The organism is Amycolatopsis sp. cmx-11-12, from assembly GCF_046269425.1.
Classification (GTDB): domain Bacteria; phylum Actinomycetota; class Actinomycetes; order Mycobacteriales; family Pseudonocardiaceae; genus Amycolatopsis.
The window spans coordinates 1-14,531 of sequence record NZ_JADNQM010000015.1 but is presented as its reverse complement, the minus strand read 5'-3'; the positions used below and the strand labels follow the sequence as shown (position 1 = coordinate 14,531).

17 protein-coding genes are annotated in these 14,531 nt (G+C 68.9%); 10 read left to right on the top strand and 7 right to left on the bottom strand.

Annotated elements, in window-relative coordinates:
• Positions 1–28 precede the first annotated feature (28 nt).
• Complete coding sequence (locus ACLARN_RS21180; protein ID WP_005164337.1) at positions 29–265, top strand: ferredoxin; 237 nt, start codon at positions 29–31, stop codon at positions 263–265.
• Positions 258–1,580 carry an NAD(P)/FAD-dependent oxidoreductase gene (locus tag ACLARN_RS21175; RefSeq protein ID WP_409493175.1) on the top strand — a complete coding sequence of 441 codons (1,323 nt, stop codon included), beginning with the start codon at positions 258–260 and terminating at the stop codon, positions 1,578–1,580. Before ACLARN_RS21180 ends, ACLARN_RS21175 begins: the two co-directional genes overlap by 8 nt.
• A gap of 215 nt (positions 1,581–1,795) precedes the next feature.
• On the opposite strand, the gene ACLARN_RS21170 is transcribed toward ACLARN_RS21175, so the two are convergent.
• On the bottom strand, positions 1,796–2,245 hold the full coding sequence (locus tag ACLARN_RS21170; RefSeq protein ID WP_409493174.1) for a winged helix-turn-helix transcriptional regulator: 450 nt from the start codon (positions 2,243–2,245) through the stop codon (positions 1,796–1,798).
• 68 nt (positions 2,246–2,313) lie between these two features.
• Here ACLARN_RS21170 and ACLARN_RS21165 point away from each other — a divergent pair, with 68 nt between their 5' ends.
• Positions 2,314–2,877: an MFS transporter gene (locus tag ACLARN_RS21165; protein WP_409493173.1), complete on the top strand. Its 564-nt coding sequence runs from the start codon at positions 2,314–2,316 to the stop codon at positions 2,875–2,877.
• The gene (locus ACLARN_RS21160) at positions 2,874–3,467 is read left to right on the top strand and encodes an MFS transporter (protein ID WP_409493172.1); all 594 of its coding nucleotides are present in this window, start codon (positions 2,874–2,876) and stop codon (positions 3,465–3,467) included. Before ACLARN_RS21165 ends, ACLARN_RS21160 begins: the two co-directional genes overlap by 4 nt.
• On the opposite strand, the gene ACLARN_RS21155 is transcribed toward ACLARN_RS21160, so the two are convergent.
• The 4 genes from ACLARN_RS21155 to ACLARN_RS21140 are packed head-to-tail and all read right to left on the bottom strand — an operon-like array spanning position 3,451 to position 7,129.
• A complete protein-coding gene (locus ACLARN_RS21155; RefSeq protein WP_409493328.1) occupies positions 3,451–4,629 on the bottom strand; it encodes an acetyl-CoA C-acetyltransferase in 1,179 nt (392 codons plus the stop codon). The two genes, ACLARN_RS21160 and ACLARN_RS21155, sit on opposite strands and share 17 nt — an antisense overlap.
• A gap of 4 nt (positions 4,630–4,633) precedes the next feature.
• A complete protein-coding gene (locus tag ACLARN_RS21150) occupies positions 4,634–5,239 on the bottom strand; it encodes a TetR/AcrR family transcriptional regulator (protein WP_409493171.1) in 606 nt (201 codons plus the stop codon).
• Positions 5,240–5,246: 7 nt separating this feature from the next.
• Complete coding sequence (locus tag ACLARN_RS21145) at positions 5,247–6,014, bottom strand: SDR family oxidoreductase (RefSeq protein ID WP_409493170.1); 768 nt, start codon at positions 6,012–6,014, stop codon at positions 5,247–5,249.
• Positions 6,011–7,129, bottom strand: a complete 1,119-nt coding sequence (locus tag ACLARN_RS21140) for an acyl-CoA dehydrogenase family protein (protein ID WP_409493169.1) — start codon at positions 7,127–7,129, stop codon at positions 6,011–6,013. Before ACLARN_RS21140 ends, ACLARN_RS21145 begins: the two co-directional genes overlap by 4 nt.
• Positions 7,130–7,200: 71 nt before the next feature.
• Here ACLARN_RS21140 and ACLARN_RS21135 point away from each other — a divergent pair, with 71 nt between their 5' ends.
• From ACLARN_RS21135 to ACLARN_RS21115, 5 genes are read left to right on the top strand one after another with little or no spacing between them, the layout of a single operon-like run.
• Entirely contained in the window at positions 7,201–8,691 is a 1,491-nt protein-coding gene (locus ACLARN_RS21135; protein WP_409493168.1) for a FadD3 family acyl-CoA ligase, read from the top strand.
• Positions 8,688–9,521 carry an enoyl-CoA hydratase gene (locus ACLARN_RS21130; protein WP_034317229.1) on the top strand — a complete coding sequence of 278 codons (834 nt, stop codon included), beginning with the start codon at positions 8,688–8,690 and terminating at the stop codon, positions 9,519–9,521. Before ACLARN_RS21135 ends, ACLARN_RS21130 begins: the two co-directional genes overlap by 4 nt.
• Positions 9,521–10,654 (top strand): acyl-CoA dehydrogenase family protein, encoded by a 1,134-nt coding sequence (locus ACLARN_RS21125; RefSeq protein ID WP_409493167.1) that lies wholly within the window; start codon positions 9,521–9,523, stop codon positions 10,652–10,654. Before ACLARN_RS21130 ends, ACLARN_RS21125 begins: the two co-directional genes overlap by 1 nt.
• A complete protein-coding gene (locus ACLARN_RS21120) occupies positions 10,651–11,580 on the top strand; it encodes an acyl-CoA dehydrogenase family protein (protein WP_409493166.1) in 930 nt (309 codons plus the stop codon). The genes ACLARN_RS21125 and ACLARN_RS21120 overlap by 4 nt, the downstream gene beginning before the upstream one ends.
• Positions 11,577–12,545, top strand: coding sequence for an acyl-CoA dehydrogenase family protein (locus ACLARN_RS21115; RefSeq protein WP_409493165.1), 969 nt, complete (start codon positions 11,577–11,579; stop codon positions 12,543–12,545). Before ACLARN_RS21120 ends, ACLARN_RS21115 begins: the two co-directional genes overlap by 4 nt.
• Here the strand turns inward: ACLARN_RS21115 and ACLARN_RS21110 are convergent.
• Complete coding sequence (locus ACLARN_RS21110) at positions 12,515–13,417, bottom strand: RNA polymerase subunit sigma-70 (RefSeq protein ID WP_409493164.1); 903 nt, start codon at positions 13,415–13,417, stop codon at positions 12,515–12,517. The genes ACLARN_RS21115 and ACLARN_RS21110 overlap by 31 nt on opposite strands.
• Before the next feature lie 95 nt (positions 13,418–13,512).
• On the opposite strand from ACLARN_RS21110, the gene ACLARN_RS21105 reads away from it, so the two are divergent.
• Positions 13,513–13,881, top strand: coding sequence for a nuclear transport factor 2 family protein (locus ACLARN_RS21105; RefSeq protein ID WP_409493163.1), 369 nt, complete (start codon positions 13,513–13,515; stop codon positions 13,879–13,881).
• Between the two features lie 273 nt (positions 13,882–14,154).
• Here ACLARN_RS21105 and ACLARN_RS21100 read toward each other — a convergent pair.
• A partial coding sequence (locus ACLARN_RS21100; RefSeq protein ID WP_409493162.1) for an HNH endonuclease signature motif containing protein occupies positions 14,155–14,531 on the bottom strand: 377 nt, incomplete at its 5' end.

Sequence of the window (14,531 nt, the reverse complement as noted above, 5' to 3'; positions counted from 1 at the left end):
CGCGAAACGACTTTGGAGGAACGGAAAAATGATCTTCGGAAGTGTCCGGCGCGGCACCCGCGTCAGCGTCGACAACGAGCGGTGCGAGATCTTCGGCTTCTGCGAGATGGAGGCGCCGGCGACGTTCAAGATCGGGCCGGACGGCAAGCTCCGCATCCGCCGGATGGTCGACCGGGACGGTCTGGACCAGGCCATTTCCGCCGCCCGGCTCTGCCCGAAACAAGCCATCAGAGTCAAGGGAGAAGGAGCGTACGACGATGAGTGACGGAGATCGGATCGTCATCGTCGGTGCGGGCGTCTCCGGGCTCCGCTCCGCGGAACGCCTGCGGGAACTCGGTTTCGACGGCGAGATCGTGCTGGTCGGCGACGAGCCGCGGAAGCCGTACCACCGGCCGATGGTGTCGAAGGAACTCATCACCGGCGGGGTGAAACCGGTGGCGGCGAGCCTGGAGCCGTACCTCGACCTGGACGTCCATTGGCGGCTCGGCACCCGCGCGACCTGGCTCGACACCAAGGAACGCACGGTGCACCTGCCGGGCGGGGAATCCCTTTGGTACGACGGCCTGATCGTCGCGACCGGCGTCTACCCCCGGCATCTCCCCGGCTCGCCGCGCCACGACCCCCGGGTCCGGGTGCTGCGCACCGTGGAGGATTCCCTCGCCGTCCGGCGAGCCTTGGGGAACAGCAACAAAGCCGTCGTGGTGATCGGCAGCGGCCTGATCGGGAACGAGTTCGCCGCGTCGATGCGGTACATGGGCCGGGACGTCACGCTCATCGGCCACGCGAAGGCGCCGTTGCACCGCTTCGGGGAGCGGATCGCGTCGGCGCTCACCAAGGAACACCAGCACCACCGCGCCAAGCTGGCGATGAACACCGAGGTGCGGAACTGGATCAGCACCAAGGAGACGGTCGGGCTGCATCTGACCAACAACCAGTTCCTGGTGGCCAGTTGCGTGGTGCTCTCGATCGGCAGTGTGCCCGCCGTGGACTGGCTCCGCGGCTCGGAACTGACCATCGACGACGGTGTCCTGTGCGAATCGACCCTGTTCGCCGTCGGGGCGGAGGACGTCGTGGTCGCCGGTGACGTCGCGAAATGGCCGAATCTGCGGATCGACGAGACCCCGCGACGGGTCGAGCACTGGATGAACGGCGTCGAATCCGGGCGCGCGGCGGCGGAAAGCCTGATGCTGGGCCGGGGCAACGCGCGGCCGTACACGCCGCTCCCCCGTGCCTGGTCGTCGCTCTACGACGCGCGGCTGCAGACGGTCGGGATGCCGTCGCTGGGCAAGGACACGATCGAACTGTCCGACGGGGTCACCGGTTTCGTCCGGGACGGCAGGCTCATCGGCGCGGCGGGCTGGGACCGGCCGAAGGCGATGATCCACTGGACCGCCGAACTCGACCGGCGGCTGCCGGTGCCCGAGCCGGTGTTTCCCGCTCCCGCTGAACCGTCGTTGGCGGCGACACCGATCGGGGAGGACATCTTGGCCCCGTTCGAGCGGGACTTCCTGTCCGACACCCCGACCGAGGCCGTTCCCGCGCCGGAAAGGATGCCCTGGGCTCGCGTTCCCGCCGGGTGACCCGGGTACGCGACAGGGACCGGGGCCGCGCGCGGCGGCCGCGGTCCCCTCAGGTGGCGGTGGGTCGCTGGGCCTCCGCACCCACCGCCACCGCTTGGGGACGCCGGGAGGATCCGGGACCGACGGTGATTCGGGCTCCGTCGGGAACCGCCCTCCGGGCTCCCCGCATCCGGTCGGGGCCCTTCCAGGCTTGACTCACCTGGAAGGGCCCCGATCTACGCACCGGCTTTCACCACCACGGTGTCCTCCGGCCCGACGACGCGCCCATCCGCGGCATGGACCTCCAACGCCGGCAGCGGACGCTGATCGACGCGGTCCACCAGCTCCGACCGCGATTCGCCCGCGCTGAAGAAATGCGCCTCACCCCATTGCCGCAGCGCGACGATCACCGGGAACAGGTCGCGGCCCTTCGCCGTCAGGACGTACTCGCTGTACGAGCTCCCGTCCGAAGCCGGGACGACGTCGAGCACCCCGTGCCCGACGAGCGCCCGCAGCCTCGCGGAGAGGATGTTCTTCGCGACGCCCAAGCTGCGCTGGAACTCACCGAAGCGGCGGACGCCGTCGAAGGCGTCGCGCACGATCAGGAGTGACCACCAGTCGCCGATCGTGTCGACCGACCGCGCCACCGGGCAAGAAGCTTCGTCGAACGTGGTCCGCTTCACCATGGTTGCATCTTACAACCTCAGTGCTCTACCGTCCGAGTGGTAGCAAGTTGAAACCATTTGGAGGGTCTGTGCACCGCGGTGTCGTCCTGCTGTTCGCCGTGGCCGCCGGGACGGCCGTCGCCACGATCTACTTCGCCCAGCCGTTGCTCGTCACCATGGGCGCCGATCTCGGGATCGCCGCGTCGACCGTGGGCGGCATCGTCACGCTCACCCAGCTCGGCTACGGCCTTGGCCTGTTCCTCCTGGTACCGCTCGGTGACCTGCTCGACCGGCGGAGGCTTGTCGTCGGGCTGCTGGCGTTGCTGGCGATCGCCGAACTGGTCGCCGCGACGGCCGCGAACGGTGTCGTGCTGCTCGCAGGGATGGTGGCGATCGGCGTACTCGCGGTGGTCACGCAACTCCTCGTCGCGTTCGCGGCGTCGCTGGCCGCCCCGGCCGAACGCGGGCGCGTGGTCGGTCTCGTGACGACCGGCGTCGTCCTCGGGATCCTGCTCGCGCGCACGGTTTCCGGCACGCTGGCCGACATCGCCGGCTGGCGCGCGGTGTACGTCGTGTCCGCCGGGGTGACGGTGCTGATCGCGGTCGTGCTGTACCGCGTGCTTCCCGCTCGGTCCCCTCCGGAGCGGGTATGAGCTACGGGCGGCTGCTGCGGTCCACGTTGTCCCTCTTCGTCGAGGAACGGGTCTTCCGGATGCGCGGAACACTCGCTCTGCTGATCTTCGCCGCTTTCGGCACCCTCTGGAGTTCCGTCGCCTTACCGCTCAGCGAGGACGGCCTGTCGCATACGGTCATCGGCGCGTTCGGGCTGGCCGGGGCGGCGGGCGCGCTGGCGGCGGCACCCGCCGGACGGCTCGCGGATCGCGGCCGGGCACAGTGGACGACCGGGATGGCGCTGGGCCTGCTCCTGCTTTCGTGGGTGCCGCTGGGTTTCACGCGTACGTCACTGTGGGCCTTGGTGGTGGGCGCCGTCCTGCTCGACCTCGCTGTCCAGGCCGTGCACGTCACGAGCCAGACGCTGATCTACCCGCTCCGGCCGGACGCCGGCAGCAGGCTGATCGGCGGGTACATGATCTTCTACTCGGTCGGCAGCGGGATAGGCGCCATCGGCTCCACGGCCATCTATGCCGTCGCGGGCTGGACCGGGGTTTGCCTGCTGGGCGCGGGTTTCAGCGCGCTCGCGCTCGCCGTATGGGGTGCGCAGCGCGTCAGAGCCGCTCGATGATCGTGACGTTCGCCGTCCCGCCGCCTTCACACATCGTCTGCAATCCGTAGCGGCCGCCCCGCCGTTCGAGTTCGTGCAGCAGCGTCGCGAACAGTTTCGTCCCGGTCGCCCCGATGGGATGACCGAGCGCGATACCGCCGCCGTTGACGTTGACGCGGTCCGGATCGGCGCCCGTCTCCTCGATCCACGCCAGGACGACGCTTGCGAACGCCTCGTTGACCTCGAACAGGTCGATATCTTCGATGCTCAGCCCGGTTTTCCGCAGCGCGTGCGCGGTCGCCGGGATCGGCCCGGTCAGCATCCACACCGGATCGGCCGCCCGCACCGAAAGGTGATGGATCCTGGCGCGCGGGGTGAGACCGTGTTCCTCGACGAACTTCTCCGACGCGATGAGCGTCGCGCTGGCGCCGTCCGAGATCTGGCTGGCCACGGCCGCGGTGATGCGCGATCCCTCGCTCAGCGGCTTCAGCCCGGCCATCCGCGCCAAAGTGGTGTCACGCCTGGGCCCCTCGTCCAGGCCGACACCGGCGAACGGCGCGATCTCGGCGGCGAACCGCCCCTCGCCGATGGCCGCGAGCGCGCGCTGATGACTGCGGAAGGCGTACTCCTCCATCGCTTCGCGGGTCAGATCCCAGTGCTCGGCGATCATGTCGGCACTGCGGAACTGCGAAACCTCGACGCTGCCGTAGCGCTCCTGCCAGCCCTTCGAGCCGGAAAAAGGATCATCGAAGCCGTACTCCCGCCCGGCCAGCATCGCCGCGCTGATCGGGATCGCGCTCATGTTCTGCACGCCGCCGGCGAGCACGAGGTCCATCGTGCCGGACAACACCGCCTGTGCGGCGAAGTGCACGGCCTGCTGGCTCGAACCGCACTGCCGGTCGATGGTCACGCCCGGCACGTGATGCCCGAATCCCGCCGCGAGCCACGCCGTCCGCGCGATGTTCCCGGACTGCGGCCCGAGCGTGTCGGTGCAGCCGAGGATGACGTCGTCGACTAGATCGGCGTCGACCCCCGCTCGTTCGACGACGGCCTGGATGACGTGGGCGCCGAGGTCGGCGGAGTGGACGCCGCTGAGCGCTCCCCCGCGTTTGCCGACCGGGGTCCGGACCGCGTCCAGTACGTAAGCTTCAGCCCGAGGCACGTTTTCCCGCCGAGGGCTCATCGATTCAGCCACGCCGCCTCCTTTTCGCCGTTGCGATTCCGTCCAAAAGGATCCCGAGGTACTGCTGCGCGACGTCGTCCGCGCTCAGCGAGCCGTCGGGGTTGTACCAGCGCACCGCGACCCAGACGGTGTCGCGGATGAACCGGTAGGTGAGTTCGACGTCGAGGTCGGCGCGGAAGACGCCCGCCGCGATGCCGTCGGTGAGGATCCCGTTCCACAGCTTGCGGAATTCGGTATTGCGATCGGTGAGGTAGTCGAAACGAGGCAACTGCATCAGATGCTTCGCCTCGGACTGGTAGATCGCCACCTCGGCGGGCCGCCGGTGAATGGATTCGAACGACGCCACGACAACGGCTTCGAGGGTTTCCCGCGGTCCTCTGCCTTCCGCGACGATCTCGGCGTACGCACCGAAGAGTTCGTCGAGGAATCCGGTCAGGATCTCGTCCGCCATCGACTCCTTCGAATCGAAATGGTGGTAGAGGCTGCCCGAAAGGATCCCGGCCGCGTCCGCGATGTCCCGCACCGTAGTGGAGACGTAACCCCGCTCGGCGAACAGTTTCGCCGCCAGGGCGAGCAGTTCGGCTCGGCGGGAACCTGGACTGGGCTTCATCGGTACCTCACGCATGCTGGGAGCTGACAGAGACGACCTCGCCGGTGAGGTACGACGAGTACTCACTGGCGAGGAACACCATCACATTCGCCACTTCCCAGGGTTCCGCCGCCCTCCCCGAGACCTCGCGCGCGGTGAGTTCGGAGAGCAGTTCCTCGCTGGTCACCTTGGCCAGGAACGGATGCATCGCCAGGCTCGGCGCGACGGCGTTGACGCGGATGCCGTGCTCGGCGACGTCGACGGCCGCGCAGCGGGTGAGCGCCATGACCCCCGCCTTCGCCGCCGCGTAGTGCGCCTGCCCGGCTTGTGCGCGCCAGCCGATCACCGAAGCGTTGTTGACGATCACCCCGCCGTCACCCTGGGCGATGAACCGGTTCACCGCGGCCCTCGTCGCGCGGAACGTCCCGTTGAGAGTGACGTCGATGACCCGAGACCACTCGTCGTCCGACATGTCCACTATGGACTTGGTGCCGCCGAGGCCCGCGTTGTTGATGAGCACGTCGATCCGGCCGTAGCGCTCGGCCGCACCGTCGATGAGCGCTTGGACCTGTGCTTCTTGCGTGACGTCGCAGGGGATCGCGTGGACATCGCCGAGTTCGGCGGCCTTTTCCGCGAGGCGCCGTTCGTGCCAGTCGCTGATCACGATTCGGGCGCCCTCCTCCTTGGCGCGTTTCGCCACCGCGGAACCGATCCCGGTACCGGCCGCCGCCGTCACCACGACCACCTTGTCCCGCAGGAGGTTGGCGCCTTCGGGGTATTTCGGAACCGGAATCACGGTCGTACCTCCCGGGGAAGCCCGAGCACTCGCTCGGCTATGACGTTGCGCTGGATTTCGTTGGAGCCACCGTAGATCGTGTCGGCGCGAGCGAAGAGGAAGAGCCGCTGCCAGGCGTCGAGGCCGTCTTCCGCGAGCATGCCCCGCGCGCCGCGGACGAGCATCGCCAGCTCTCCCAGGTCCCGATGCCAGTTCGCCCAGACCAGTTTGGACACTTCGGCCACACCGGGCGAGGAGTCGCCGAGAGTGCGGATCGCGTGCGCCCGCATGACCTCCAGGCCGACCCAGGCGCGGTCGATCCGCTCGGCGACGACCGGATCGTCCGGCGCGATCCTGGTGAGTTCCTCGAGTTCCCGGCGGAAACCGACCTGTTGCCCGAGCGTCGCGACGCCGCGCTCGAAGGCGAGCGTGCCCATCGCCACCCGCCAGCCGTCACCGGGTTCGCCGACGACCAGATCCTTCGCCGTGCGGGCACGGGAGAAGAAGACCTCGTTGAACTCCGACGTCCCGGTGAGCTGCTGGATCGGGCGGACCTCGACCCCGGGCTGTCGCATCGGGACGAGCAAATAGGACAGTCCTTTGTGGCGCTTCGAGCCGGGTTCGGTGCGGGCGAGGACGAAACACCAGTCGGCCACGTGCGCGAGCGACGTCCACACCTTTTGGCCGCTGAGCACCCACTCGTCGCCTTCGAGGGTCGCGGTGGTCGACACCGCGGCGAGGTCGGAACCGGCGCCGGGTTCGGAATAGCCCTGGCACCACAGTTCCTCGACGGCCACGATCGGTGGCAGGAACCGCTTTCGCTGCTCCGGCGTGCCGAACGCGATCAAGGTGGGGCCCAGGAGTTCCTGGGCCAGGTGGCTCACCCTCGCCGGCGCACCGGCCCGCGCGTACTCCTCGTGGAAGACGACCTGCTGCTCCAGCGTCGCGCCCTGCCCGCCGTGCTCGACCGGCCAGCCGACGCAGGTCCAGCCCGCCGCGGCGAGACTGCGTTCCCATTCGACACGTTCGTCGAACGCCTCGTGCTCCCGGCCGGGACCGCCCAGACCGCGCAATTCCGGCGGCAGGTTGTCCGCCAGCCAGGTGCGCGCACGGTCACGAAAGCCGTCCTGGGTCACGCATGCCTCCTCTAGCCAAACCAGAGCCTGCTGCGTAGGCTACCCTACCAAGCACTTGCTAGGGAGGCTCGATGTCGGAAGGGACCATCCCGGCGGCGCTCGACCGGGCCGCGGAACGCTTCGCCGGGCGAGAAGCACTCGTCGACGGTGAAGTCCGGCTCACCTATGCCGAACTGGCGCGGCGGGTGCGGCAGGCGGCGCGGTTCTTCGAGGGCCACGAACGGGTCGCGATCTGTTCCCCCAACACCTGGCACTGGGTTGTCGCCGGGCTCGGCGCGCTGCTCGCCGGGGCGACGCTCATCCCGGTCAACACCCGCTTCACCGCTCGCGAGACCATCGACGTCCTCGAGCGCGCGCGGGCTTCCGCGCTGGCGATCACCGGCACGTTCCTCGGCACGGATCGGCTGGCGGACCTCGGCTCCGCTCGCCCCGCCACCGTATTGCGCATCCCTGTCGAAGGCGTCGAAGAACCGGTCGACGGCGTCACGGAATGGGACGCGCTCACCCGTCTCGACAGCGATTTCGTCAGTCCCGCGAAACCGGACGGCGTCAGCGACATCCTGTTCACCTCCGGGACCACCGGCCGCAGCAAGGGCGCGATGAGCAGCCACCGGCAGGTGTTGAGCGTCGCCGAGGCCTGGGCGGACTGCGGTGACCTGACCGAGCAGGACCGCTACCTGGTGATCAACCCGTTCTTCCACAGCTTCGGCTACAAAGCGGGCATCGTCGCCGCCGTGCTGCGCGGGGCGACGATACTGCCGCAGCGCACTTTCGACGTCCGGGAAACCTTGCGGCTCATCGAAACCGAGCGCGTCACGGTCCTGCCCGGTGCGCCGACGATCCACCAGGTGCTGCTCGACGCGCCCGAGCGCGCGAACCACGATCTGTCCAGTCTGCGGCTCGCGGTCACCGGTGCCGCCACCGTGCCGGTCGCGCTGGTCGAACGGATGCAAACCGAACTGAGCTTCGAGACCGTGCTCACCGCCTACGGCCTCACCGAAGCCGTGGTGGCGACGATGTCCCGCCCCGGCGATGACGCGAAGCTGGTCGCGAACTTCTCCGGCCGCGCGACGGCGGGGTTCGAGGTGAAACTCGGCGAGCACGACGAAGTCCTGTTGCGCGGGCCCAACGTCATGCTCGGCTATCTCGACGATCCGGACGCCACCGCGAAGGCCATCGACGCCGAAGGCTGGTTGCACACCGGCGATGTCGGCGTATTGAACGAGCGTGGCTATCTGAAGATCGTGGACCGGATCAAGGACATGTACGTCTGCGGTGGGTTCAACGTGTACCCGGCCGAGATCGAGCAGGTGCTCAGCAGGCTGGACGGCGTCGCGGAGTCGGCCGTCGTCGGCGTGCCGGATCAGCGGCTCGGCGAAGTCGGCAAGGCGTTCGTCGTCCTGCGCCCTGGTTCCGAACTGTCCACGGAGGACGTCCTCGCGCACTGCGAGGGCGAATTGGCCAACTACAAGATTCCTCGATTTGTCGATTTCGTGGCGGAACTTCCGCGCAATCTGTCGGGGAAGGTGCTGAAACGCGTGTTGCGGGAGGAGAACGGATGACCGTCGAGTACGAGCGACGCGGGCCGGTGGCCGTCGTCACGATGAACCGGCCGGAGTACCGGAACGCGCAGAACTCGGCGATGACCTACGCGCTCGACGCCGCGTTCACCCGCGCTGTCGACGATCCCGAGGTCAAGGTGATCGTGCTTGCCGGGGCGGGCAAGCATTTCTCCGCCGGGCACGACATCGGGACCCCGGAACGCGACGTGGACGTCTCCTTCGAGCGCAAGGCGGTCCTGTGGTGGGACCATGTCGGTGCCGAGGGCGGCGACCAGCGGTTCGCCCGCGAGTCGGAGGTCTACCTCGGCATGTGCCGCCGGTGGCGCGAGATCCCGAAGCCGACCATCGCGAGTGTGCAGGGTGCGTGCATCGCGGGCGCGCTCATGCTGGCGTGGGTGTGCGACATGATCGTCGCCTCCGATGACGCGTTCTTCGCCGATCCCGTGGTGCGCATGGGGATTCCCGGTGTCGAGTACTTCGCGCACCCCTGGGTCCTCGGTCCGCGTGCGGCCAAGGAAGTGTTGTTCACCGGTGAACGCTTCACCGCGCAGCAGGCCAAGGAGTGGGGCATGCTGAACCGCGTCGTCCCCCGCGCCGACCTCGAAACCGAGACGATGGCGCTGGCGGAGAAGATCGCGGTGATGCCGCGGATGGGCCTCGCACTCGCCAAGAAGGCCGTCAACCAGGCCGAGGATCTGATGGGGCTGCGGTCCGGAATGGACTCCGTGTTCGGCCTGCACCATTTCGCGCACGCGCACAACGCCGAAGTGTCCGGCGGGGATTCCCTGGGCGGCCAGGACGCGCGCTCGATGCGGGACGCGAGTTCGTGATGAACCTCGACCTGGACGAGCAGACACTCGCTTTCCGTGACGAAGCACGCTCCTGGCTCGCCGCGAATGTTCCCGCCGAGCCGCTGAAGTCGTTCGACACCACCGAGGGGTTCGCGCAGCACCGGGAGTGGGAAGCCAAACTGGCCGACGCCCGCTGGTCGGTGGTCTCGTGGCCACGCGAATACGGCGGGCGAGACGCGAGTCTCCTGGAATGGGTGCTGTTCGAGGAGGAGTACTACGCGGCAGGCGCGCCCCTGCGGGTCAACCAGAACGGCATCTTCATGCTCGCGCCCACACTGTTCTCCCATGGCACGGACGAACAGCAACGCCGCATCCTGCCGAAGATGGCGCGCTCCGAAGAAGTCTGGGCTCAGGCATGGTCGGAACCCGAGGCGGGCAGCGATATCGCCGCGCTCCGGAGCACCGCGACCCGCTGCGACGGTGGCTGGCGGGTCAGCGGACAGAAGACCTGGAGTTCACGGGCGACGTTCGCCGACCGGGCCTTCGGACTCTTCCGCAGCGATCGGGATTCGGTGCGGCACAAGGGCCTCACCTATCTGATGGTGAATCTGCGGTCCGAGGGGGTCACTGTCCGGCCGATCCCCCAACTGGGCGGTGAACCGGGGTTCGCGGAGATCTTCTTCGACGACGTCTTCGTCCCCGACGAGGACGTGATCGGCGCGCCGGGCGAGGGCTGGCGGGTCGCGATGACGACGGCGAATAACGAACGCGGGCTGTCCTTGCGCAGCCCCGGCCGGTTCCTCGCCGCGGCCGACAGGTTGGTCTCGCTGTGGAACGATGCCGGACGTCCCGCCCATACGGCCGACCGGGTCGCCGACGCGTGGATCGGCGCGCGGGCCTACCAGCTGTACACCTTGGGCACGGTCACCCGCCTCGCGGACGGCGCCGAGCTCGGGCCGGAATCGAGTGTCAACAAGCTGTTCTGGTCCCACCTCGACGTCGCCCTGCACGAAACCGCGCTCGACGTCCTCGGCCCGGACGCCGAACTGCGCGGCCGGTGGAGCGACGGCTGGCTGTTCTCCCTGGCGGGCCCGATCTACGGCGGCACCGACCAGATCCAGCGGTCCATCGTCGCCGAACGGTTGCTCGGCCTGCCGAAGGGGGCTCGATGAGGTTCGCGCTGTCCGGTGAGCAGGAGCAGTTCTCCCGCAGCCTGCACGATCTTCTGTCCGGTTTGGACACCGACTCGGCCAACCGGTCCTGGGCGGCGGGCGATCCGGGCCCGGGCCTCAAGATCTGGCGACGGCTGGCGGAGGTGGGAGTGACCGCCCTGGCGGTCCCCGAACGGTATGACGGGCTCGGTGCCACCCCGGTCGATCTGGCCGTCGGCTTCGAACGGCTGGGTTACCACTGCGTTCCCGGCCCGTGGACCGACACCGTGGCCGTACTGCCGTCGTTGCTGGACGACGAACTGCTGACCTCGGTCGCTTCGGGCGAAACCCTGGCGTCGGTAGCGTTCGCGCCACACGTGCCGTACGCCTTGGATTCCGACGTCGCCGACGCACGTCTCGCGGTCGAGAACGGCAGGCTGCGCGCGTTCACTCCCGGCACTCTTTTGTCCTCTGTAGACGGTTCACGGCGGTTGTTCCCGCCGGTAGCGGGCGACGATCTCGGCACGGCACTCGACGCGGATCTCGCATTCGAACTGGGCTGTCTCGCCACGGCCGCGCATCTCCTCGGCGCGGGACGGTGGCTGCTCGACACGTCCGTCGCGTATGCCGCGCAACGCAAGCAGTACGGCCGGGAGATCGGCGGGTACCAGGCGGTCAAACACCTGCTCGCCGACGTCGCGACCGGGCTCGCGCTGGCCGAACCGCTGCTGTTCGGCGCGGCCGTCACCCTGGACCGGCGTGACATCTCCGCGGCCAAGGTGGCGTGCGGCGACGCCGCGCACCTGGCCGCCCGGACGGGGCTACAGGTTCACGGCGCGATCGGCTACACCGCGGAACACGCGCTCGGCCTGCGGCTGACCCGCGTCCGTGCCCTGGTCGGCGCTTGGGGCACGCCACGGTTTCACCGGGAGCGGGTGCTGTCATGACGTTCACCGCTGAGCAGGACGCGCTCCGCGACAGCGTCCGGAAGCTGCTGGACCGGGAAGCGGATCCGTGGCCGGAGCTGTGCGAACAGATCGGCGTGGCGGCGTTGGCCGTCCCCGAACGGTTCGGCGGTCTCGGTGCCGGGGTGGCGGAACTACAGGTCGTCGCCGAGGAACTGGGCCGAGTACTCGCCGACGTCCCGTTCCTCGGTTCCGCCGTGCTCGCCGTGCACGCTCTGCTGGCCACCGGCAATGACGAGGCCTGCGAACGCCTGCTCCCCCGGCTCGCCGAAGGTGCCGTCGGCGCGGTGGCCTGGACCGGTGCCGATGGCCGATGGGACGTACCTGCCTGCCGTGCGAATGGGTCCACTGTGGAGGGTGAGGCACACTATGTCCTGCACGGTGACGAGGCCGAGATTCTGCTGGTGCTCGCCGGGGACTCGCTGTACGAGGTCTCCGATACCCCTCGCGTCCGGACCCCGGCGATGGACGAGTCCCGGCGGCTGGCTCGCGTGACGTTCGACGGCGTGACCGCCCGGCTGATCGGCCCGGTCGACCTCGGTGCGCTGCGAGACGTCGCGTGCGCGGTGCTCGCCGCCGAGCAAGCCGGGGCCGCGGCACGCGCGTTCGAGCTGACGGTGGAGTACAGCAAGCAGCGGCACCAGTTCGGCAGGCCGATCGGCGGGTTCCAGGCGTTGAAGCACCGGATGGCGGACCTCTTCGTCCTGGTGGAGACCGCGCGTTCCGCGGCCTACGCGGCTCCGGAGTCGAGCAGGCTGGCCGCGGCGGCGAAGGTCCACTGCTCGGAGGCGCTGGCGACGGTGGCGGGCGAGATGATCCAGCTGCACGGCGGGATCGCGATCACCTGGGAACATCCGGCGCACCGCTACTTCAAGCGAGCGCACGGCGCGGCTCACCTTTTCGGCTCACCCGGCGATCACCTCGGCCGGGTGCGCGGCGCCGTCTGATCCAGGAACCGGGTGATGGCCCGGATCCGGTCGCCGTCGAGGGTGAGGACCATCAGCCCGGCCGGACTGTCGCCATGGTGGCAGTGGAAGGCGGGCTGGTTGTTGGCCCGGGTCGGCGTCATGCTGAAGCCCTGCGGGACCGGCACGGCCATCGTGACGCGCAGGAAGCCGGCGATCGCTTCGAGGCCGTGGTACTCGTGTGGCGCCGGCGGCATGGCGAGCCACGCGTCGTCGGTGAGCAGGCGGATGACGCCGTCGAGGTCGCCTGCGGTGAACGCGTCGGCGAATCGCCTGGTCAGCGCGCGCTCCTGCGATGACGGGCGGTGTGCCGCGTGGGCTCGGTGCTTGTCGAGCGAGGCGCGGGCGCGTTGGAGCATGCCCTTGATCGCGGTCTCGGTGGTGCCGAGCATGCTCGCGACCTCGTCGGCGGGGAAGCACAGGACGTCCCGCAGGACCAGGGTGGCGGCCTGTCTCGGCGGGAGGAGCTGGAGGCCGGTGATGAACGCGAGCTCGACAGCCTCACGGGTGCTGTAGCGCGCTTCGGGCCCAGGCTCGCTGTCCTCGATGAGTTCGTCCGGGTACGCCTGTAGCCAGGTGATCTCGCCCCGACGGGTGGGCTCCGGCGGGTCGAACGGTGGCACCGGCTCGGGCGGGCGACGGCGGCCCGCGTCGCGCAGGGCGTTGAGGCAGCGGTTGGTGGCGATGCGGTACAGCCAGGTGCGAAGCGACGAACGGCCCTCGAACCCGTCAAGGCCGCGCCAGGCGGCGAGCAGTGTCTCCTGGACGGCGTCTTCGGCGTCGGTGAGGGAGCCGAGGATGCGGTAGCAGTGCAGGTGCAGCTCGTGACGGTAGGCCTCGATCTCCTCGCTCACGTGGCCGATCTTGTCACGACCTTTTTCGCCGCGCACCGTTCCGTTTCGGGCAGGGACGGTGTCCAACCTGGTGACCGTCGACGAAAGGAACCGTCATGACCAGCCCAGCTTTGGACGTCGCGCTCTCCTACCACCGGGCCTGGACCGGCAAGGACTTCGAGAAGGCGATGACCTACGTCGCCGACGGCATCGTGTGTCACGCGCCGTCCGGACGCCTGGAAGGCGCGGAAGCGTTTCGCGGGTTCATGGGGCCCTTCACCCAGATCCTGACCGGCTCGACGCTGCTTTCGGCGTTCGGGGACGAGACGACGGCGTTGCTGATGTACGACACCGCGACCCTGCCGGTGGCGAGCGCGCCCGGGGCCGAGTTGGTGACCGTGCGGGAGGGGAAGATCGTGGAGATGCGGATCGTGTTCGATCGGGCTCCTTTCGACGCGGCTCGGGAGGCGGCGGTGGGGTCGTAGGGCACGGTGGGTCGTAGAGCATGGGTGGGTCGAGGGCATGTCCCTCAGACGCACGGCGCCCGCGTGGGACTTATTGAGGGGTAAGGCAAAGGCGGCGTGTCCGGGCGTGGGGCCGCATCTCTCACTGCGTGGACTTCGGCGCGTTGGATGACCCGAAATCCACCCGGCGAATCCACACTCGCCCACCTGCGACCCCAGACCGCGTTCGGTCATCTACTTGTGGTCGCTCGCCGCGAGCAGGCGACCGATTGCGGCGTGCTCGGTGCTGCCGAGTCAGAAGGGTGGGTTGTCCTCCTCCTCCGTGCGTGGGTCGTGGAGTGGTTCGGGTGCCGTTTTGTAGGTGTGTCCGCTTGGGGTGGTGATGGTCATGCCGCCGTGTCCGGTGGGGTCGGCGTGCCAGCCGGGTTCTTCTTTGAGCAGGTTGTGGATCTTGCAGGAGCCGTGGCAGTTGTGGTGGTCGGTGGTGCCGTTGCGGGCCCAGCCGGTGATGTGGTCGATCTCGGAGAACTCCGCCGGACGATGACAGATGGGTCGGCCCTGGGCGCGCCGCCCGAGTTTCCTCGGGTGCGTTTCCCAGAGGCCGCCCGCCGAACCCGCCGTGCGACTCTCGCCGCAACGGGCTCTCCATGTAGTTATGCTTGTTGGGCTGT